Here is an 18,790-nt window from a genome sequence, read left to right as displayed (position 1 = left end):
TATAAAATAAGATTGAAAAACCGGGTTTTACAAAAACATTATGTATCCATTCATAAAATAGAAACAATTTCACGGTATAATAATCAGCAAGCTATCACTTTAATCAGCGAAATTACTGGGCCGCACGGAGGCGGCGTTTCCCGGAAAAAGGAGGTCTGACAATGGCAAGCAATCCGAATTACAATGAAGTGACGCCTGAGGTGACCGAGTTGGCCAATCTGGCCCTGGCCAACAGCAGTATTTCCCCCGACGACTACGTGAAGTACGACGTAAAGCGGGGACTGCGTGATCTCAACGGTAAGGGCGTCGTTGCGGGCCTGACCGAGATATCGGAGATCGTGGCCAAGAAGCTGGTGGACGGCAAGGAGATGCCCTGTGACGGTGAGCTCTACTACCGCGGCATCAACGTGGAGCAGCTGGTCAGCGGGGCGCTGAAGGAGAAGCGGTTCGGCTTTGAAGAGACCGCCTATCTGCTCCTTGTGGGCCGCCTGCCCAACGCCGAGGAGCTCTCCGCCTTCCGGGGCCAGCTCTCGTACTACCGCTCCCTGCCCACCAATTTTGTCCGGGACGTGATCCTCAAGGCCCCCAGCAGGGACATCATGAACTCCCTGGCCCGCAGCGTGCTCAACCTGGCCGCCTACGACGAGCGGGCGGACGACACCTCCCTGCCCAACGTGATGCGCCAGTGCCTGCAGATGATCGCCGTATTCCCCCTGCTGGCGGTGTACGGCTACCAGGCCTACAACTATAAGGAGGGCAACAGCCTGTATATCCACGCCCCCAGGGCGGAGCTGTCCATGGCGGAGAATATTCTGGCCCTGCTGCGGCCCGATGCGTCCTACTCCTTCTGGGAGGCCCACGTGCTGGACGTGTGCCTCACCCTCCACGCCGAGCACGGCGGCGGCAACAACTCCACCTTCACCACCCACGTGGTCACCTCCTCCGGCACGGATACATACTCCTGCATGGCGGCGGCCCTGGCCTCCCTGAAGGGCCCCAAGCACGGCGGCGCCAATATCAAGGTCATCCGCATGTTTGAGGACATGAAGGAGAAGGTGCGGGACTGGAAGGATGAGGATGAGGTGAAGGCCTACCTCCAGGCCCTGCTGGACCGGAAGGCCTTTGACAAGGCGGGCCTCATCTACGGCATGGGCCACGCGGTGTACTCCCTGTCCGACCCCCGGGCCAATATCCTCCGGTCCTTTGTGGAGCGGCTGTCCCGGGAGAAGGGCCGCACCGAGGAGTACGAGCTCTACTCCCTGGTGGAGCGGCTGGGCCCGCAGATCATTGCGGGCGACCGCAAGATCTACAAGGGCGTGTCCGCCAACGTGGACTTCTACTCCGGCTTTGTCTACCATATGCTGGACCTGCCCCTGGAGCTGTACACCCCCATCTTTGCCCTGGCACGTGTGGCGGGCTGGAGCGCCCACCGCATTGAGGAGCTCATCAACATGGGCAAGATCATCCGTCCCGCCTACCAGTACGTGGGACACCGGCAGCCCTACAAGACCCTGGAGGAGCGCTGAATCCAGAGAAAACAGACAGGAGGGCGGATGCAGACGCATCCGCCCTCCTGTTGCCTCAGAGAGGGGATTCAGCCGGTCAGACCGGGGAAGAGCAGATAGATGACGGCGCCCAGCACGCCGGCGCCCAGCATGACCCACACCGGGTCGGGCTTCCACTTCCGCAGCACCACAAAGCCCACGAGGAAGAGGCCGACCGCCGCCAGGTCGGGGAGGGCAGGCACAAAGCCGCCCTCACCCCAGAAGGCGGTGATCAGGATGGACAGGCCGGCGGAGGCGATAAGGGCCACCACGGCGGGGCGCAGCCCGTAGAGGGCGCCCTGAATGGCGGTGAGCTTCTGGTAGCGGTAGTAGAGGAAGGCCAGCAGGGAGACGATGATGCAGGAGGGGAACACACAGCCCACAGTGGCGATGATGGCGCCGGGCAGCCCGGCGATCTGAGTGCCCACAAAGGTGGCTGAGTTGATGGCGATGGGGCCGGGGGTCATCTGGGAGATGGTGATCAGGTCGGTGAACTCGGACATGGTGAGCCAGCCGTGGCCGTCCACCACCTGGGCCTGGATCAGGGGCAGGGCGGCATAGCCGCCGCCGAAGCTGAACAGGCCCACCTGGAAGAAGCTCCAGAAGAGCTGGAGATAGATCATACCTGCCCCTCCTCTTCTCCCGGGTTCCGGAGGCGGAACAGGGTGGCCAGAATGCCGATGGCGGCACAGGCCAGGATGATCCAGATGACGTTGACCCCCAGGAACCAGGTGACGGCAAAGGAGACCACCATAATGACCGTGGCCAGCCAATCCCGCTGGCGGAGGATGTTGCCCGCCATGTCCACCACAACGCTGGCGATCACGGCGGCCACACCGGCCTGCATACCCCGGAGCACGGCGGCCACCACCGGATTGGATTTGAAGGCGGAGTAGAACAGGGAGAGCACAGAGAGGATGATAAGGGGCGGCAGCACGGTGCCCAGAATGGCCACCGCGGCCCCGGGCAGACCGGCCACACGGTACCCCACCAGAATGGAGGCGTTGACCGCGATGGGTCCGGGCGCCGACTGGGCGATGGCGGTCAGGTCCAGCATCTCCTGCTCCTCCAGCCAGCCCAGATTGTCCACAAAGCGCTGCTTCATCAGTGGGACGATGACGTATCCGCCGCCAAAGGTGAAGGCGGAGAGCAGAAATGTGGACGAGAAGAGCCGCCAGTACAGGGCAGGCCCGCGTTTTTCCATAGAAATCCCTCATTTTCGGTAAATTGTGGGCAGCCACTATTATAATGCGGAAGGGAAGCGGCTGCAACCATGAAATCTCCGCTGCAAGGAGCGCCATAAAATCCTCTTGACATTCCCCCTGGAGGAGGGGTTATTCTGATAGAGAAGAGACAGGCGGCCGCAGGGGCCGCCAACATGCGGGAAGACGGAAAGGAGCCGGAGCAATGACACCTGTGAAGCTGGATACTGACGTGCTGGTGCTGGGAGGCGGCAGCGGCGGACTGTGCGCGGCCATGGCGGCCCGGGAGGCGGGCGCCCGGGTGACCCTGGTGTACAAGACGGGGGGCAACGCCACCGCCGTGGCGGCGGGCGGGTATGCCGTGGTGCTGCCCGACGCGGCGGATGACTCGGCGGACCACCTGATGGCGGATGCCCTCCGCAGCGGCGCGGGCCTGGTGGACCAGACCCTGCTGCGCCGGCTGGCAGAGCGGTCCTACCCCGCCATCCAGCGAGTGACAGACTGGGGCGTGGCGTTCTACCGGAACGAGGACGGCAGCTACCGCCGTTTCCGCTCCGGCGGCCACACGGTGCCCCGGTCCCTGCGGTGCGCCTCCGGACGGGGCAGCGACGCCTACGGCGTCCTCTTCCGCCGGGCGGGGGAGCAGGGCGTGACCATGCTGAAAAATGTCCTCATCACCCAGCTGCTGCTGAAGGACGGCCGGGTGTGCGGCGCGGCGGGCGTGGACGGGGAGGGCAGGCCCCTGATGATCGCCGCCAGGACAGTGGTGCTGGCCACCGGCGGCATGGCCGCCCTCTACGAGCACACCACCACCGCCCCCGGCCTCACCGGCGAGGGGTACATCCTGGCCCTGGAGGCGGGCTGCCGCCTGCGGGACATGGAGTTCGTCCAGTTCATGCCCACCACCCTGGCCGCGCCCCCGCATCTGAAGGGCAAGCTGGTCAACGACACCCTCCGGGGGGAGGGGGCCGCCATCCTCAACAGCGAGGGGGAGCGGTTCATGGAGCGCTACGACCCGGTGCTGAAGGATATGGCGGCCCGGGACATCCTGTCCGCCGCCATCGCCAAGGAGGTGGCCGCGGGCCGGGGCAGCCCCATGGGGGGCGCGTATGTGGACGCCCGGCACATCCCGGAAAAAGCCCTGCTCCAGAGCTTCGGCGCGTGCAAGGCCCTGCGGGCGGCGGGGATCGACCCGTCCAGGGACCTGATCGAGGTGGTGCCCGCGGCCCACTTCTCCTGCGGCGGCGTGGTCATCGATGTGGACTGCCACACCGATGTGCCCGGACTGTACGCCGTGGGCGAGGTGACCGGCGGCATCCACGGCGCCAACCGGCTGGGGGCCACGGCCCTGACCGAGAATGTGGTCTTCGGACAGATTGCCGGACAGCTGGCGGCGGAGGAGGCGGAAAAGACGCCCCTGCCCGCCGATCTGGCCTGGGAGGCGCCCGGCCAGTGCACCGACTGCCCGCCCGACCCGGAGACCGAGGTGGTGCTCACCGGCGGGGAGAAGAGCATCCGCCACATTCTCTGGCAGTACGGCGGCATCCTGCGGGACGCCCAGGGCCTGACCCAGGGCCTGGTGGAGCTGGGGCATCTGGACCGGCAGCTCTCCGACCTGCCCACCCCCAACTTTGTCCAGCAGCAGAAGAAGCGCCGCCTGACCCAGCTGGTCTATCTGGCCAGCCTGGTACTCCAGGCCGCCCTGCGGCGGACCGAGAGCCGGGGCTGCCACACCCGCACCGACTTCCCCGACACCGACCCCAACCAGCAGGAGAGCATCATCCTCTCCCTGAAGCCTTGAATAAGAGAAGTGCCCGGAGCTTTCGCTCCGGGCACTTCGTCTGTATGGGGTTACTCCTGTGAGAGGGCGTCGCCGAAGAAGTCGCTGTATCGGAAGGAGACGCCGTTGTCCATGGAGAAGAGCAGGTCCTCCACAGGCAGAACTTCCGCGGGGACGTTGAGGGCAAACCAGCCGTTGGCAGCCGCTGAGGTACGCAGCGTATAGGGAGGTTCGCCAGCAGTCTGGACGGTGATTTCCGCCGTGTTGTAGGGCACGTCGGGGCCGTCGAAATCGGTCCAGGTGGAGCCGCCCAGGAAGCCGAACACCAGGGCGTTTTCTTCATCGTACCGCAGCACACCGGCGGTGACCCGGGGGCTCATCAGGGGCGGGCAGGTGCCCTGCTCCGAGAGACGCCAGGTGCCGTCCTCATTCCGCCAGGCCAGCCGGGCCGCATAGCCCACCTCGCCGTTCCCGGTCCAGCTGCCGATGATCAGATAGCTGATCTCAGGGCTCTCATAGGGCGTGGCCACCACCACCTCATAGCCGTCCTCAGTGGCCAGGAAGGCGTCCACGGCCTTGTCCACGGGGAAGTCGGTCAGCCGGTCGTTGACCGGGAAATTGTCCTCATCTACAAAGGTCAGAGAGAGCGGGTCCTCGGGCTGGCCGGTCCGGGCGGGAATCCACTCCAGATGGAGCACCTTGCCCTCCGCGCCCTCGGCCAGACGGCCCAGCATGTCTCCGGGTTCCACCTGCTCGCCAACCGTCACATAGAGTTCCGACAGATTGGCATAGCGGAAGGAGCCCTCCTCACAGGAAACAAGGATGTAATTCCCGTACTGAGGGTCCGTGCCTGTCTCCGTGACTGTGCCGGAGCAGACGGAGGCAACGGCGACTGCGACAATGTCCACACCCGGGTGGTCCTGGGAGAAGGGGCGGGCGATCTGGTAGTGGCTGATGGCGGGCCAGAGATAGCCGCTGTAGGTGATGGGCTGACGGGCGGACTCAGTCAGGCCAACCACCTGCTCATCTCCGTCCAGATAGAGGGTGTAGCCCGAGTTCAGGCGGCCCTCCAGCGAGACCATGGCGGCGGAGTAAGGAAGGGGAGAAATCTGCTCAAAGCCGTACATGAAGAGGTTTACGGGGAAGTCGGGGTCGGAGAGGGGATAGGTCTTCTCATTCCCGTCCGCGGCCCGGAAGGTAAGCGCCGTATCGGAGAAGGAGACCACCTGTCCCGTCAAACGGGTGGGGAAGGGGGCGCCGCTCAGGGTGAAGTCCTCCGGGGTAAGCTGCCGGCCGGTGGCGTCCAGGGCCTGGTACTCATCCTGATTCGCCTCGGAGAACTGCACGTCGCTGGCGTATGTGGCGTAGAAAACCGTATCCTCTGTCTCGGCCAGAATTTCCATTTGGGAGGGATAGGCGCCTTCTGGGTCGCCGCCCCATGCCTCATAAAAGGCGTCCCGGTCCTCTGTATATACGCTCAGGAGCCAGCCGCCCATTTCATCCCGGTTTTTCAGGTAGAAGCCCCAGCTGTCCGGCCCCTCTGCCACCTCGTACAGCCCGGCCCAGTTCTCGGGCAGCTGAAGGGTGAAGCCCCAGACCTGGCTGGTGTAGGAGGGATTGGCCACTGTCCGCACCACGGGCAGCAGGTCCACGGTGATGCTCCGCTCGCCGTTCTCCGGGTCGGGCAGGGCGGCGTCCAGGGTGAGCTCGGTGAAGGCGGAGAGATCCCACGACGCCAGCAGGTCATCATCCTGGGTACGGATGGCGGCAATCTGGGCGTCGGTGAGGGGGATGGTGTAGGTTTCGCCCGCCTCCCAGACAGTGCCGTCCAGGAAGTGGAGGCTCATGCCGCTCCCGCCGTCCATTTCCTGCCGTCCCGCGATGTGGATGGACCAGTCGGAGGCGGGGGAGTAGCCCGCCGGGACGGTGAAGGTGAGGGTGGCGGTATCGGGGTCAAAGGCAATGCTCTCCGTTAGTGCGTCCAGGGCCTCCTGGGCGGTGAGGGTGTTTCCGGACGGAGTTTCCCCGCCGTCCACCTGCTCACAGGCCACCAGGCCGCCCAGGGCCAGCACCAGGGCCAGGGCACAGCACAGCAGGGGGATACCCCGGCGCTTTTTCAGGAACAGGTTGCCCAGACGGTCCTTTAGCTGCCCCTTCCCGCTGCCGAAGCGGGTGGACAGGGCAGGGCCGGAGGCATCCGCGGCGGCCTGGAGCAGCACCTGACCGTACGCCCGCCGTCCGCCGCCGTTCAGGCTGCGGATCACCGCCTCGTCACAGCACAGCTCCAGGTTGCGGCCCGCCTCCCGGGCCATCCACCACACCAGGGGGTTGAACCAGTGGACCGCGTTGGCCAGCAGCATGACCGCCTTGTAGGCCACGTCCCTGCGCTTCAGGTGGAGCAGCTCGTGGCGGAGGGTCAGGTCCAGCTCATTGTCCGCCAGGTCCCGGGTGGGGAGAAGGATCACCGGCCGGACCAGTCCCAGCATCATGGGGGAGCTGACGGCGGCAGAGCGCATCAGCCCCACGGACCGCCGGATGTGCAGTTCCTGCCGGAGGGAGGAGCACTTGTCCGCCTGTTCCGGGGCAGGGGGCAGGGCGAGGCGGAGCAGCCGCCGCCGGGCCAGCAGGTAGGAAATGCAGTGGAACGCCAGAAAGACCCCCGCGCCCGCCAGCCAGAGAATGGCCAGCAGCTGGGTGGAGCGGATGGTCACAGGCTCAGTCTCCGGGGCGGTCTGGGTCTGCTGGGGCAGAGGCTCCACCGGGGTGAGGGAAGTCTGCCCGGCGGGCTGCTGGGGCAGGGTGGAGACCTGGCTCTGCACTGGCGCAGGGCGCTGAACCGGCGCGGAGATGGAGTAGGACGGCACCTCCACCGTGACGGCGGGGGCGGACCGGCTCAGCTGGACCGGCAGAACCAGCCGCAGAGCCAGCAGGAGAAAGAGCACGTACAGGGTGGGGGCGGCGTACCGGTGGCGGATGCGCCGGGCCAGGAGCAGCAGGGGCAGCAGCACGGCGGAGCAGGCCGCCGACACGGTGAGCACGCGCAGGAGCAGATCTTCCATTTACCTCGCCTCCTCTTCCAGTTGGTCCAGGTAGGCCCGCAGCTCGGCCACATCCTCTTGGCGCAGGCTGCCGCCGTCGTGGAGTGCGGCAGCAAAGCGGCGGAGAGAGCCGGCGTAGAGCTTGCCCAGAACGGTCTTTCCCTCCTCCTCCTGATAGCGGGCCTTGGAGACCAGAGGGGCGTACAGGTTGGTCTTGCCCTCCTTGCGGCAGGAGAGGAAGCCTTTCTCCTCCAGCCGCTTCAGGTAGCTGTGGAGGGCGCTGGCGGTGAGGGGGCGGTCCAGGGCGGAGAGGATCTCCGGCGCAGTGATCGCGCCCTCAGCGGCCCACACAGCCAGCATGATGTCCAGCTCGGACTCGGGCAGACGCTTGAAGCCATCCATAGGGGGCACCTCCTTTTCTGCAAATGCAAATCTTATCTTCAAGTATATTCTACATTTGCAGAAAATACTTGTCAAGAGGAATTTCTGCTTTTGCAGAAAATAAGAAACCGGGCGAAAAACAAGTGATACAGAGAGAAGCCCAGCGAAAGACTGGATTTTCGGGCAGGTTTTCCCTTGACCGGCTGAGAAGGCAAAGGTATAATACAGACGAAGTTAGACGCAAGAAACTTTTTTGGATAGGATGGAGTTTTCCATGAGAACGGAGAAGGAAAAAAGGACCCTGGAGGACCTGGTCCCCGGCGAGCGTGGCATCATCCTCCGGGTGGGCAGCGACAAGGGCGCGGTGAAGCGCCGCCTGGTGGACATGGGCCTGACGCCGGGTACGGAAGTGATGGTGCGGAAGGTGGCCCCCTTCGGCGACCCCATCGAGGTCAATCTGCGGGGCTACGAGCTGTCCCTGCGGAAGGAGGACGCGGCCCAGATCACCCTGGCCATGGGAGAAGAGGCTCAGGCCTGCCGCAGCGAGCGGAAGCGCCGGTCCGGCATGATCCAGCGGGTGCCCGACGAGGAGACCCTGCGGCGGATGAGCGCCGCCCACCAGCACGAGGAGGAGGAGCACAGCTCCGTGCCCGACTACGCCAGCCACGACACCCGTGAGATGAAGCTGGCCCTGGTGGGCAACCCCAACTGCGGCAAGACCACCCTGTTCAACGCCCTCACCGGCTCCAACCAGTACGTGGGCAACTGGCCGGGCGTCACGGTGGAGAAGAAGGAGGGCAAGGCCGAGGTGGATGGCAAGAGTGTCACCGTGGTGGATCTGCCCGGCATTTACTCCCTGTCCCCCTACTCCATGGAGGAGATCGTGGCCCGGGACTTTATCGTGGGGGAGCACCCGGACGCCATCATCGACATCATCGACGCCACCAACATCGAGCGGAACCTGTACCTCACCGCCCAGCTGCTGGAGCTGGAGCGGCCCATGGTCATCGCCCTGAACTTCATGGACGAGGCCCGGCGCCACGGGGACAAGATCGACTGCCAGCGGCTGTCCGAGCTGCTGGGCGTGCCGGTGATCCCCATCACCGCCCGCACCGGTGAGAACATCCAGGAGCTGCTGCGGGTGGCCCACCAGCAGATGCACGTGGGCGTCACCCTGGAGCCCGACGACCTGTACGACGACTACACCCACCTGATCCACCACCAGGTGGGCGAGCTGATCCACGACCGGGCCTATGAGATCGGCCTGCCCGCCCACTGGGCCTCCATCAAGCTCATTGAGGGGGACGCCCTGGTGGAGAAGGCCCTGGACCTGCCGGCTGAGACCAAGCAAAAGCTGGAGAAGATCTTCCACGACTACGAGGAGGCCTACGCCCTGGGCGACCGGGAGACCCTGATCGCCGACGCCCGGTACCAGTTCATCCAGCGGGTGACCAGCGTATCGGTGGAGAAGGGACGGAAGGCAGGGGAGCTGACCCTGTCGGACAAGATCGACTCCATCGTCACCCACAAGTGGTTCGCCGTGCCCGTGTTCCTGCTGATGATGCTGGCCATGTTCTCCCTCACCTTCGGGCCTGGCGTGTTCCTGTCCGACCGGATCGAGGACCTGATGGGCGCCCTGGGCACCTGGGTCTCCGGCGCCCTGGCCGCGGCGGATACCGCCCCCTGGGTGTCCAGCCTGCTGGTGGACGGCATTATCTCCGGCGTGGGCGGCGTGCTCACCTTCCTGCCCCAGATCGCCCTGCTGTTCCTGTTCCTCTCCCTGCTGGAGGACTCGGGCTACATGGCCCGGGCGGCCTTCATCATGGACCGGCTGCTCCGCCGGTTTGGCCTGAGCGGCAAGGCCTTCATCCCCATGCTGATGGGCTTCGGCTGCACGGTGCCCGCCGTTATGGGCGCCCGCACCATGGAGAATGAGAAGGACCGCCGCATGACCATCATGCTGGTGCCCTTCATGTCCTGCTCCGCCCGTCTGCCGGTGTACGGCCTGCTGTCCGCCGCCTTCTTCCCCCAGTACGCCGGTCTGGTGGTCTTCTCCCTGTACATCATCGGCCTGCTGATGGCCGTCTGCTCCGGCCTGATCCTGAAAAAGACCATATTCAAGGGCGAGCCCGCCGCCTTTGTGCTGGAGCTGCCCCCCTACCGCCTGCCAACCCTGAAGAACTGCCTGATGCACGTGTGGGAGAAGGTCCGGGGCTTTCTGGTGAAGGCGGGCACCCTGATCCTGGCCATGAGCGTGGTGCTGTGGTTTCTCAAGTCCTTCGGCTGGAACGGCGGCCTGGTCATGGTGGAGGACGCCAGACAGTCCCTGCTGGGCGGCATCGGCGGCATCATCGCCCCCATCCTGGTGCCCCTGGGCTTCGGCACCTGGCAGGCCGCGGTGGCCCTGCTGTCCGGCCTGATCGCCAAGGAGGCGGTGGTCTCCTCCATGAGCCTGTTCTACGGCTTCTCCCTGAGCGCCAGCGGCGCGGTGGTGGCCTCCGCCCTGTCCGGCACCTTCCAGACCCCGGTGGCGGCCTACGCCTTCCTGGTCTTCGTGCTGCTGTACGTGCCCTGCGTGGCGGCTGTGTCCACCATCCACAAGGAGATGAACTCCACCAAGTGGACCATCCGCTCCATCCTGTGGCAGCTGTGCTGCGCCTATCTCATCTCCTTCCTGGTGTACCAGGTGGGCAGCCTGATCTTCTGAGTTGCGCGGTGAAATCCGCGGGAGGTTTTCTGTGAAATACATCATCTATGGAGCCGTGGCCGTCCTGGCGGTGTGGGCGGTGGTCTATCTGGTCCGCCATGTCCGCCGCCAGCTCAAGGGCGACTGCGGCTCCTGCGGCGGGTGCAGCGGCGACTGCTCCTGCTGCGGAAAAAAGAACAGCTGAAACAAAAACGCGTGCGTCTCTCAGAAGACGCACGCGTTTTCTGTCTGCCGGCTCAGGGCTCCAGGGCCCGGACAAAGGTGTCCACCGTGTTGTTGATGTAGTCCTGCTCCTCCACGTCGCAGGTGACGCCGTTGATGATGCGGAAAATCACCACGTAGGACATCAGGCTGCCCAGGAACACGTCGGTGATGCCGGGCACGTCGGCGTCGGCCCGGATGAGCCCCCGCTGCTGCTGGAGGGTGAGGAACTGGACCAGCCCCTTCCGGGCCACGCAGTAGCTGTACTGATAGTAGGCCGCGCCGAAGCTGGGGAACTTGTTGGAGTCCCGGATGACCGTGCCCAGGAAGGCGCTGCGCTCGGCGTTGCGGGCGTTGTTCAGGCAGCTCTTGGCCACCGTGCGCAGGTACTCCCGCCAGTCGCCGCTGTCGTTCCGGGTCTCGTCCGGGCCGTGGAAGCCGCTGGCGATGTAGTACTGGAGCACCTGGAGGAACAGATCCTCCTTGCTGGAACAGTACTGGTACAGCGCCGCCTTGGATAGCCCCGCCTTCTCGGCGATGGAGTCCATGGTGGTGCGCTCAAAGCCCTCGTCGCCGAAGATCTTTAGGGCGATGCGGCAGATATCCTCCCGCCTGCGCTCGAATTCCGGCCGGACGTCCGCCATGTGCTGGATGTCCAGAGAGGCGAAGAGGTCCTTTTTCCCGGAGAAATAGAGATAGATGGTGGAGGGAGAGATGCCCGCTTCAGCGGCAATGTCGCTGATTTTTGTCTCAGAGAAGCCTTTCTTCAGAAACACGCGCTTGGCTGCCGCTTGGATGCGCTCCTTCAGTTCCAGCTTCCTCAAATGATTTGTCATAGAAGCATCACCTGCTACCCAGCGGTCAATTTGGCTTCAGTATAGCGGAGAAGGCACCACACTGTCAAGATTTTCACACAGCGGAATTTTCCCATATTGGAATGGGGGCGGGGCTGTGGTACAATAGGGGTACATCAGATCAGGGGGGACGAGTGATATGGAGGAAAACAGAGCGCTCCTTCAGCGCTGGATTGACGAGAGCAGCCGGATCGTCTTTTTCGGCGGCGCCGGGGTGAGCACGGAGAGCGGCATTCCCGACTTCCGCAGCGTGGACGGCCTGTACAACCAGCAGTACAAGTACCCGCCCGAGACCATCCTGAGCCACACCTTCTATGAGGCCCAGCCCGAGGAGTTCTTCCGGTTCTACCGGAACAAGATGCTCTTTCCCGACGCCCAGCCCAATGCCGCCCACAAAAAGCTGGCCGAGCTGGAGGCGGCGGGCAAGCTGACCGCCGTGGTCACCCAGAACATCGACGGCCTCCACCAGAAGGCGGGTAGCAAGAACGTGCTGGAGCTCCACGGCTCGGTGCTACGCAACTACTGCGAGAAGTGCGGCAAGTTCTTCTCCCTGGCGGACGTGATGGCCTGTGACGGCGTGCCCCGCTGCGACAAGTGCGGCGGCCGGGTCAAGCCCGACGTGGTCCTCTATGAGGAGGCCCTGGACCAGGGAATCCTCACCGCCGCCCTGAAGGCCATAGAGCAGGCGGACATGCTCATCATCGGCGGAACCTCTCTGGCGGTCTATCCGGCGGCCAGCCTGGTGAACTATTACCGGGGCAATAAGCTGGTGCTCATCAACAAGAGCCCCACGCCTTACGACCGGAACGCCGACCTGGTCATCGCCGCCCCCATCGGCCAGGTGCTGGGCGGCATACAAGTGAAGTAAAACCTGCGGGTGGACGGGCTCTTTGCCTGCCCACCCTTTTTATCAATAAATATTTATCGAAAAACAATAAAAATAGATTGACAAACAATATGACCGGCGCTATAATGGCCCCATCAGCAAGGAGGGATTTCCCATGGAAAACTCAGCGGCCGCAAAGCTGGCCAAAATCCTGAACATCCTGGTGACCATCGCCTTTGTGTGCAATCTTCTGGCCCTGCCCCTGGTGCCCGGCCTGGTGGGCATCGCCTCGGAGGGCGGACTGAGATATTTTGCAGACTTTGTATCCCCAGGCAATCTGTCCGCCGGTACGCCCACAGCGGTGACGCTCTTCTTCGTGGTCTGCTGGCAGTACCTCACGCGTGTCTGGCGTACGCCTCACACCGCCGCCATCGCCGCCTTTCTCATGTTCTGCGGAGTGTGTACGGCCGTCATCCTGTGGCAGGCCAGGCGGGTGCTGGGCACCATCCGGAGGGGCAATCCCTTCTGCCGGGACAACGCCCGCAGCCTGAAGCGGGCGGCGGTGTGCTGCCTGGTCATCGCCCTGGTGGCCCTGGTCAGAACCATTTGGGCTGTGATTTTCTACCGCTCCGCCATCCCGGTATTTACCTATAACACCCTGTTTGTCCCTGTGTTCCTCATGGGCTTTCTGCTGTGCATGGTCATGTCCGCCCTCTTCCGCCAGGCCGCCGAGCTGAAGGAAGAGAACGACCTGACCATCTGAGGGAGGGGAGAGACATGCCCATTGTGGTCAATCTGGATGTGATGATGGCCAAGCGGAAGATGAGCCTGAGCGAGCTGGCCCAGCGGGTGGACCTGACCCTGGCCAACCTGTCGGTGCTCAAGAACAACCACGCCAAGGCGGTGCGGTTCACCACCCTGGAGGCCATCTGTAAGGCCCTGGACTGCCAGCCCGGGGACATTCTGGAGTATGTGCCGGAGGAGGGAGCGCAGTGAGACGAATTTTGATGCTTCTGATGGCCCTGGCCGCCGTCATGCAGCTGGCCGGCTGCGCCCCCTGGCCATCCTCCGGGCTCAAGGGGGAGTTCTCCCGGACATTGGGAGTAAACCTGACCGACGGACACGCGGTCGAGGAGGAGGACACCCACGGCGGCTTTCTCGGCGACGGGGACACCACCCTAATACTTACCTTCACTGGGGAGAACCGGACTGCCCTGGAGAAAGAGATAGCCGGAGCCGACGGCTGGAAGGCGCTGCCGCTGACCGAGAATCTGGAGCGGGTGGTGTACGAGGACTATTTCGGGGGCCTGTGTGAGGACGTGCCCCAGGACCTGACCGACGGCTGGTACTATTTCCTGGACCGCCACAGTGAGGCGGAGGACCCGGAGGACGACAGCGGGCTCTTTGGGCGTGGCTCCTATAACTTCACTTTGGCAATTTACGACAAGGAAAGCGGAGTTCTCTACTGCTATGAGCTGGACACATAGCGAATCGGCCCCATCAAGTGAAAAAATACACGAATAGAGAGAAAGTTTATGAAAAATTAAGGATTTTCCCCCTTGCAGGGAAATGGGAGATTCTCTATACTGAGGACATATTCTCATGGTTGCCGCAGCCTTGGGCTGCATCAGAAAGGAGGATCTACCCGTGCCCATCGTGTTCCTGCATGGACTGGGACAGAGACCTGAGGACTGGAATGCGGTTGTCAGCCGGCTGGACAAGGGGAGCCGGGCGCTGTGTCCGAATCTATATGCCCTGGAGCGGGAAGGGGAGGACTATTCTTCCCTCTATGGGGCGTTTGAACAATACTGTGACAGCCTGGAGGGGCCCCTGGACCTGTGCGGGCTGTCACTGGGGGGTGTGCTGGCCCTCCAGTACGCCGCGGAGCACCCCCAGCGGGTGAACAGCCTGGCCCTGATCGGCGCCCGGGCCTCCATGCCCAAGGTTCTGATGACGGTGCAGAACCTGCTGTTCCGGCTGATGCCCGCGGATTCCTTCCGGAAGCTGGGCTTGGAGAAGGGGACGGCCATCCGGCTGTGCGCCTCCATGGCGGATCTGGACCTGCGGCCGGAGCTGGAGCAGGTGGCCTGCCCGGTCCTGGTGCTCTGCGGCGAGCAGGACCGGGCCAACCGCCGGGCGGGGGAGGCGCTGGCGCGGATGCTGCCCCAGGCGGAGTTCCGGCTCATCGCCGAGGGTGGACACGAGTCCAATAAGGACGCCCCCGAGGCCCTGAGCGTGCTGCTCACCGACTTCTACAGGAGCCGCGCCGCGGTACAAAAGATATAAAAAGCAAAAGGGCGCGGGCTGTATTCACACAGCCCGCGCCCTTTTGCGCAGATTTACAGTCCAACCCGGTAGAGGGGGATGGCGTTGATGACCGGCTCCTCATAGGGGTGGACCCGCTTGACGGCGGCGATGGTCTCGTCCACCCGCTCCGTCCGGCAGGTGACCTCCACCTTCAGTTCCGGCTCGGCGCTGATCTGGCCCTCACAGCCTAGATATGGGGTGGTGCCAGGCAGGGGCCGCCAGCAGCCGGTGACCGGGGAATAGGACAGGCAGCAGTCATAGTTTCCGATGTGCCCCGCGTCTACCTCCATCAGGGCCTGCCGGAGGGCGTCCAGGTGGGTCTCAGGGATAAAGATTTCCAGCTTGCAGTAGGGAAACTCCGTCATGTGAGCCCCTCCTCCTAAAAATCACTTGCGCTGGGCAAAGTCCCAGGCCTCCTCCAGCCAGGACAGCAGCCGGCCGTCGACCTGCTCCGCCCTGTCCACCACCACGTGGTGGGTCCAGCGGTTGGGGTAGGGCTCCACGGCTACGGCGATGCGGGGGTCCGCCACCTGATGGGACAGTCCGAAGGTGACCAGGATGCAGTGCTCCGGCCAGTCCTTTTTCCGCCGCACGGGCAGGGAGGCGGCGGCGAACAGATGCCGCCCGTAGAAGCTGATCTGGCTCTTCTGCACCTTGACCGACGCCTGGGGAAAGGCGGTGTCCAGGGCGGTAAAAAGGGCCTCGTAGAGGGACAGCTCCAGGGGCCTGCCGTCAAAGTAGAACAGCAGGTCGGCGGCGTAGTGCGGGGAACAGTTCACGGCAGACGCCTCCTCCCGGAAGAATCACTGCCCGGACTTCAGGTAGTCCAGGATCTCGGCGGCGTTGGTGTCCGGCTTCACCTTGGGCATGGCCTTCTCGATGACGCCGTTTCCGTCGATGATATAGGTGGTGCGCACCACGCCCATGGACACCTTGCCGTAGAGCTTTTTCTCCTGCCACACGTCGTAGGCCTGAATGGAGGCCAGCTCCGGGTCGGAGAGGAGGATGAAGGGCAGGCTGTACTTGTCGGCGAACTTCCGGTGGGAGGCGGCGGAGTCCTTGCTCACGCCGATGACCGGCACGCCCAGCCGCGCAAACTCACCGTAGGCGGCGGCAAAGGCGCAGGCCTGTCTGGTGCAGCCCGGGGTGTTGTCCTTGGGGTAGAAGTAGAGCACCACTCTCTTCCCCGCAAAGTCGGACAGGGAGACGGGGTTGCCGTCCTGGTCGGGCAGGGTGAAGGCAGGGGCTTTGGTTCCGGCTTCCAGCATATCAGGTTGCTCCTTTCAAAAAGACAAAGTGGTTTTCATCGGAATGGACGGGGGAGAAGGCGTAGCCCAGGCCGGCGAAGTCCCGCAGGTCCTCCGCCCGCTCCACGCGGTTTTCCGCCATCCAGCGGACCATCTGGCCCCGGGCCATCTTGCAGGCGGTGCCTTTTTCCAGCACCTTCCCGCCCTTCTCCTCGCCGAAGGTGCAGGTGAGGAAGCGGACCTGGGGGGGCAGGTGGGGCTCCACCGCCCGGCTGTACTCCTTGGAGGCCAGGTTGACCACCAGGCCGGTCTCCGCCGCCAGAGCCTCCGCCAGCGCGCCGCCCCAGAAGGCATACAGGTCCCGGCAGCCGTCCACGGACAGCCGGGCCTGCATCTCCAGCCGGTAGGGGACCACGCCGTCAAAGGGGCGCAGCAGCCCGTAAAACCCGGAGAGAATGCGCAGATGGTCCCGGATGTAGTCCAGGTGGCCCGTCTCAAAGACGGTGGGGGCCATGTAGCGGTACTGGATGCCCTCGTAGGACAGGACGGCGGGGGTCAGGTTCCGCTCCAGGTCCATGGCCGCCAGCCGCTCCACATTGAGGGCGGCGATGGCGTCGTTGCACTTCCAGAGGGCCTGGAGCGCGGCCGGGGACATGGCCCGGAGGACGGAGAGCAGCCGCTCCGTCCGGGACAGAAAGGCGGGCAGGCTTTCCGGCGGAAAGCTGTCCGTGTCCACAATCATTTTCTTGGCCGGTGAGATGATGATCCGCATGGCAGGACTCCTTGTGTGGGATGGGCTGGGGTGAATGTGTCTGCTGACAGGATACCACAAAGCCGCCCGGCTTTCAAATGGCAATGTGGGGCGGGGGCTTGACAACGGCATGGACCGGACTATAATAAGTATCGATATAATAAGAAAGCTTATTATTCGGGAGAACAGACATGGAATCACTGCACTATCTGCTGATGAAGACCCACACCAATCTGAACCGCTGGATTTTGAACGAGGCGGCGGCCATGGGCCTGTCGCCGGGGCAGCCCAAGGTACTGGAGTGCCTGATGGGGCAGGGGGAGAGCAACCAGAAGGCCATTGCCGCCTTCTGCGAGATCGAGCAGGCCACGGTGGGCAGCATCCTGCTGCGCATGGAGCGGGACGGGCTGGTGCGCCGGACCCAGCGGGACGGCAACCGCCGGTCCCTGTACGTGTCCCTGACGCCGGAGGGCCGGCGGATGGGGGAACGGATGGCGGAGATTTTCCGCAGGGCCGACGCCCAGGCGGCTGCCGGACTGACGCCGGAGGAGCAGGACCAGCTGCGGGTCCTGCTGGAGAAGGTATACGGGTCCGTGTCGCCCGAGAGAAGGAGAAATGGATAATGGACACAGAACTTCGGAGCAAGATCACATCCTATGTCAAGCGGTACATCCTGCTGTGCGTGGGCCTGACCATCATGGCCTTCGGCGTGGCGTTTTCCATCAAGGCGGGGCTGGGCACCTCCCCCATCTCCAGCCTGCCCTACGTCATCAGCGAGTTCACCCCCCTCACCGTGGGGACCGCCACCATCGCCATGCACGTCACCCTGATTGTGCTGCAGATCCTGCTGCTGCGCAGGCAGTACGACCCCATCCAGCTGATCCAGCTGCCGGTGGCCCTGATCTTCGGCGCCCTGACCGACTTCAGTGTTTGGGCCCTCCAGGGCATTACCTGCACCTCCTACCCCATGGCGTGGGTGCTGTGCGTGGTGGGCATCCTGCTGGTGGGCGTGGGCGTCAGCTTTGAGGTCACCGCCGGGGTGGTCACCCTGGCCGGCGAGGGCATGGTCCTGGCCGTGTGCAAGGCGTTCCACGTGAAGTTCGCCAACGCCAAGGTGGGCTTTGACGTGACGCTGGTGGTGCTGGCCACCATCCTGTCCTTCCTGTTCCTGGGGAAGCTGACCGGCGTCCGGGAGGGCACGGTGGCGGCCGCCATCTGCGTGGGCCTCACCGCCAAGCAGGTGAACAAGCCCATGAAGCGGTTTGCCCAGCGGTACCTCTGACCGGGGACGGCTTGCCCCGGTGGCCGGGCTGTGGTACAATCGGAGGCGGGGCCAAGCCCCTGTCAGACACACAGCGCCGGGAGGACAGAGAGATGGACGGCAGATATATCGCCTTTGACGTGGAGACGCCCAATTACGCCAACGACCGCATGAGCGCCATCGGCATCACGGTGGTGGAGGCGGGGGAGATCGCCGGGGAGTACTACACGCTGGTGAACCCGGAGGAGCCCTTTGCTCCGTTCAACATGGCCCTGACGGGCATCACCCCCCAGATGGTGGCGGACAAGCCCACATTTCCCGAGCTGTGGCGGGAGATCGCCCCGGTGATGGACAGCGGCCTGCTCATCGCCCACAACGCCCCCTTTGACATGTCGGTGCTGGCCAAGTGCCTGCGGGACTACGGTATCCGCTGGCGTCCCACGGTGCCCTACGCCTGCACCTGCCAGATGAGCCGCCGCCTGCTGCCCCAGCTGCCCAACCACAAGCTGAACACGGTGAGCGACTATCTGGGCCTGGAACTGGACCACCACCACGCCGGCAGCGACAGCCTGGCCTGCGGGGAGATCCTGCTCCACCACCTGGAGTCAGGGGCCAGCGTGGCGCCCTTTGTCCGCACCTACGACATGGAGCGCCTGTGCACCGCCAAAGCGGGCGGACGGCGGAGATAAGA

At 64.1% G+C, this 18,790-nt stretch carries 21 protein-coding genes; 12 read left to right on the top strand and 9 right to left on the bottom strand.

The window, feature by feature from the left end:
- The first annotated feature begins 161 nt into the window (after positions 1-161).
- Positions 162-1,526 (top strand): citrate/2-methylcitrate synthase, encoded by a 1,365-nt coding sequence (locus Q0K23_RS01980; RefSeq protein WP_294517226.1) that lies wholly within the window; start codon positions 162-164, stop codon positions 1,524-1,526.
- A gap of 68 nt (positions 1,527-1,594) precedes the next feature.
- Here Q0K23_RS01980 and Q0K23_RS01975 read toward each other — a convergent pair whose 3' ends face one another.
- Together Q0K23_RS01975 and Q0K23_RS01970 are read right to left on the bottom strand one after the other, a co-directional pair.
- Positions 1,595-2,167, bottom strand: a complete 573-nt coding sequence (locus tag Q0K23_RS01975) for a chromate transporter (RefSeq protein WP_294517223.1) — start codon at positions 2,165-2,167, stop codon at positions 1,595-1,597.
- On the bottom strand, positions 2,164-2,748 hold the full coding sequence (locus Q0K23_RS01970; protein WP_294517221.1) for a chromate transporter: 585 nt from the start codon (positions 2,746-2,748) through the stop codon (positions 2,164-2,166). Before Q0K23_RS01970 ends, Q0K23_RS01975 begins: the two co-directional genes overlap by 4 nt.
- A gap of 203 nt (positions 2,749-2,951) precedes the next feature.
- On the opposite strand from Q0K23_RS01970, the gene Q0K23_RS01965 reads away from it, so the two are divergent.
- Positions 2,952-4,547 (top strand): L-aspartate oxidase, encoded by a 1,596-nt coding sequence (locus Q0K23_RS01965; protein WP_294517219.1) that lies wholly within the window; start codon positions 2,952-2,954, stop codon positions 4,545-4,547.
- Between the two features lie 50 nt (positions 4,548-4,597).
- On the opposite strand, the gene Q0K23_RS01960 is transcribed toward Q0K23_RS01965, so the two are convergent.
- Together Q0K23_RS01960 and Q0K23_RS01955 are read right to left on the bottom strand one after the other, a co-directional pair.
- Positions 4,598-7,585 (bottom strand): M56 family metallopeptidase, encoded by a 2,988-nt coding sequence (locus Q0K23_RS01960; protein ID WP_294517217.1) that lies wholly within the window; start codon positions 7,583-7,585, stop codon positions 4,598-4,600.
- On the bottom strand, positions 7,586-7,966 hold the full coding sequence (locus Q0K23_RS01955; RefSeq protein WP_294517215.1) for a BlaI/MecI/CopY family transcriptional regulator: 381 nt from the start codon (positions 7,964-7,966) through the stop codon (positions 7,586-7,588).
- Between the two features lie 253 nt (positions 7,967-8,219).
- On the opposite strand from Q0K23_RS01955, the gene feoB reads away from it, so the two are divergent.
- Positions 8,220-10,652, top strand: coding sequence for a ferrous iron transport protein B (gene feoB, locus Q0K23_RS01950; protein ID WP_294517212.1), 2,433 nt, complete (start codon positions 8,220-8,222; stop codon positions 10,650-10,652).
- Between the two features lie 31 nt (positions 10,653-10,683).
- The gene (locus Q0K23_RS01945; protein WP_294517210.1) at positions 10,684-10,836 is read left to right on the top strand and encodes a FeoB-associated Cys-rich membrane protein; all 153 of its coding nucleotides are present in this window, start codon (positions 10,684-10,686) and stop codon (positions 10,834-10,836) included.
- 52 nt (positions 10,837-10,888) lie between these two features.
- Here the strand turns inward: Q0K23_RS01945 and Q0K23_RS01940 are convergent, their stop codons facing one another.
- A complete protein-coding gene (locus Q0K23_RS01940; protein ID WP_294517208.1) occupies positions 10,889-11,689 on the bottom strand; it encodes a TetR/AcrR family transcriptional regulator in 801 nt (266 codons plus the stop codon).
- Between the two features lie 157 nt (positions 11,690-11,846).
- On the opposite strand from Q0K23_RS01940, the gene Q0K23_RS01935 reads away from it, so the two are divergent.
- From Q0K23_RS01935 to Q0K23_RS01915, 5 genes are all read left to right on the top strand, one after another.
- A complete protein-coding gene (locus tag Q0K23_RS01935) occupies positions 11,847-12,575 on the top strand; it encodes an NAD-dependent protein deacylase (RefSeq protein WP_294517204.1) in 729 nt (242 codons plus the stop codon).
- Positions 12,576-12,708: 133 nt separating this feature from the next.
- Positions 12,709-13,296: a DUF2975 domain-containing protein gene (locus Q0K23_RS01930; protein ID WP_294517201.1), complete on the top strand. Its 588-nt coding sequence runs from the start codon at positions 12,709-12,711 to the stop codon at positions 13,294-13,296.
- A 14-nt stretch (positions 13,297-13,310) separates the two neighbouring features.
- Entirely contained in the window at positions 13,311-13,529 is a 219-nt protein-coding gene (locus tag Q0K23_RS01925; protein WP_294517199.1) for a helix-turn-helix transcriptional regulator, read from the top strand.
- Positions 13,526-14,020 (top strand): hypothetical protein, encoded by a 495-nt coding sequence (locus tag Q0K23_RS01920; RefSeq protein ID WP_294517197.1) that lies wholly within the window; start codon positions 13,526-13,528, stop codon positions 14,018-14,020. Before Q0K23_RS01925 ends, Q0K23_RS01920 begins: the two co-directional genes overlap by 4 nt.
- Before the next feature lie 160 nt (positions 14,021-14,180).
- Positions 14,181-14,819: an alpha/beta fold hydrolase gene (locus tag Q0K23_RS01915; RefSeq protein WP_294517194.1), complete on the top strand. Its 639-nt coding sequence runs from the start codon at positions 14,181-14,183 to the stop codon at positions 14,817-14,819.
- Between the two features lie 53 nt (positions 14,820-14,872).
- Here the strand turns inward: Q0K23_RS01915 and cutA are convergent, their stop codons facing one another.
- From cutA to yaaA, 4 genes are read right to left on the bottom strand one after another with little or no spacing between them, the layout of a single operon-like run.
- Positions 14,873-15,205: a divalent cation tolerance protein CutA gene (gene cutA / locus Q0K23_RS01910; protein ID WP_294517192.1), complete on the bottom strand. Its 333-nt coding sequence runs from the start codon at positions 15,203-15,205 to the stop codon at positions 14,873-14,875.
- A 21-nt stretch (positions 15,206-15,226) separates the two neighbouring features.
- Positions 15,227-15,619 (bottom strand): DUF5655 domain-containing protein, encoded by a 393-nt coding sequence (locus Q0K23_RS01905; protein WP_294517189.1) that lies wholly within the window; start codon positions 15,617-15,619, stop codon positions 15,227-15,229.
- Between the two features lie 24 nt (positions 15,620-15,643).
- Positions 15,644-16,108 (bottom strand): thioredoxin-dependent thiol peroxidase, encoded by a 465-nt coding sequence (gene bcp / locus Q0K23_RS01900; RefSeq protein ID WP_294517187.1) that lies wholly within the window; start codon positions 16,106-16,108, stop codon positions 15,644-15,646.
- A 1-nt stretch (position 16,109) separates the two neighbouring features.
- The gene (gene yaaA, locus Q0K23_RS01895; protein ID WP_294517185.1) at positions 16,110-16,859 is read right to left on the bottom strand and encodes a peroxide stress protein YaaA; all 750 of its coding nucleotides are present in this window, start codon (positions 16,857-16,859) and stop codon (positions 16,110-16,112) included.
- Between the two features lie 170 nt (positions 16,860-17,029).
- Between yaaA and Q0K23_RS01890 the strand changes: the two genes are divergently transcribed.
- The 3 genes from Q0K23_RS01890 to Q0K23_RS01880 all read left to right on the top strand — a co-directional run bounded on the left by Q0K23_RS01890 (position 17,030) and on the right by Q0K23_RS01880 (position 18,788).
- Positions 17,030-17,461: a MarR family winged helix-turn-helix transcriptional regulator gene (locus Q0K23_RS01890; RefSeq protein ID WP_294517183.1), complete on the top strand. Its 432-nt coding sequence runs from the start codon at positions 17,030-17,032 to the stop codon at positions 17,459-17,461.
- Positions 17,461-18,120, top strand: coding sequence for a YitT family protein (locus Q0K23_RS01885; RefSeq protein WP_294517181.1), 660 nt, complete (start codon positions 17,461-17,463; stop codon positions 18,118-18,120). Before Q0K23_RS01890 ends, Q0K23_RS01885 begins: the two co-directional genes overlap by 1 nt.
- Positions 18,121-18,212: 92 nt before the next feature.
- Positions 18,213-18,788, top strand: coding sequence for a 3'-5' exonuclease (locus Q0K23_RS01880; RefSeq protein ID WP_294517179.1), 576 nt, complete (start codon positions 18,213-18,215; stop codon positions 18,786-18,788).
- Positions 18,789-18,790 lie beyond the last annotated feature (2 nt).

This window comes from uncultured Pseudoflavonifractor sp. (genome assembly GCF_944387275.1).
GTDB lineage: Bacteria > Bacillota > Clostridia > Oscillospirales > Oscillospiraceae > Pseudoflavonifractor > Pseudoflavonifractor intestinihominis.
Note: the sequence above shows the minus strand (reverse complement) of the source record. Positions and strands in the feature narration are given on the sequence as shown.

Bases quoted from the DNA above. Each gene is read 5' to 3' on its own strand.
- Q0K23_RS01965 (WP_294517219.1), top strand. From the start codon at position 2,952: ATGACACCTGTGAAGCTGGATACTGACGTGCTGGTGCTGGGAGGCGGC.
- Q0K23_RS01890 (WP_294517183.1), top strand. From the start codon at position 17,030: ATGGAATCACTGCACTATCTGCTGATGAAGACCCACACCAATCTGAAC.
- feoB (WP_294517212.1), top strand. From the start codon at position 8,220: ATGAGAACGGAGAAGGAAAAAAGGACCCTGGAGGACCTGGTCCCCGGC.
- cutA (WP_294517192.1), bottom strand. From the start codon at position 15,205: ATGACGGAGTTTCCCTACTGCAAGCTGGAAATCTTTATCCCTGAGACC.
- Q0K23_RS01975 (WP_294517223.1), bottom strand. From the start codon at position 2,167: ATGATCTATCTCCAGCTCTTCTGGAGCTTCTTCCAGGTGGGCCTGTTC.
- Q0K23_RS01935 (WP_294517204.1), top strand. From the start codon at position 11,847: ATGGAGGAAAACAGAGCGCTCCTTCAGCGCTGGATTGACGAGAGCAGC.
- Q0K23_RS01980 (WP_294517226.1), top strand. From the start codon at position 162: ATGGCAAGCAATCCGAATTACAATGAAGTGACGCCTGAGGTGACCGAG.
- Q0K23_RS01970 (WP_294517221.1), bottom strand. From the start codon at position 2,748: ATGGAAAAACGCGGGCCTGCCCTGTACTGGCGGCTCTTCTCGTCCACA.
- Q0K23_RS01960 (WP_294517217.1), bottom strand. From the start codon at position 7,585: ATGGAAGATCTGCTCCTGCGCGTGCTCACCGTGTCGGCGGCCTGCTCC.
- Q0K23_RS01955 (WP_294517215.1), bottom strand. From the start codon at position 7,966: ATGGATGGCTTCAAGCGTCTGCCCGAGTCCGAGCTGGACATCATGCTG.
- Q0K23_RS01880 (WP_294517179.1), top strand. From the start codon at position 18,213: ATGGACGGCAGATATATCGCCTTTGACGTGGAGACGCCCAATTACGCC.
- Q0K23_RS01930 (WP_294517201.1), top strand. From the start codon at position 12,709: ATGGAAAACTCAGCGGCCGCAAAGCTGGCCAAAATCCTGAACATCCTG.
- Q0K23_RS01885 (WP_294517181.1), top strand. From the start codon at position 17,461: ATGGACACAGAACTTCGGAGCAAGATCACATCCTATGTCAAGCGGTAC.
- yaaA (WP_294517185.1), bottom strand. From the start codon at position 16,859: ATGCGGATCATCATCTCACCGGCCAAGAAAATGATTGTGGACACGGAC.
- Q0K23_RS01940 (WP_294517208.1), bottom strand. From the start codon at position 11,689: ATGACAAATCATTTGAGGAAGCTGGAACTGAAGGAGCGCATCCAAGCG.
- Q0K23_RS01925 (WP_294517199.1), top strand. From the start codon at position 13,311: ATGCCCATTGTGGTCAATCTGGATGTGATGATGGCCAAGCGGAAGATG.
- bcp (WP_294517187.1), bottom strand. From the start codon at position 16,108: ATGCTGGAAGCCGGAACCAAAGCCCCTGCCTTCACCCTGCCCGACCAG.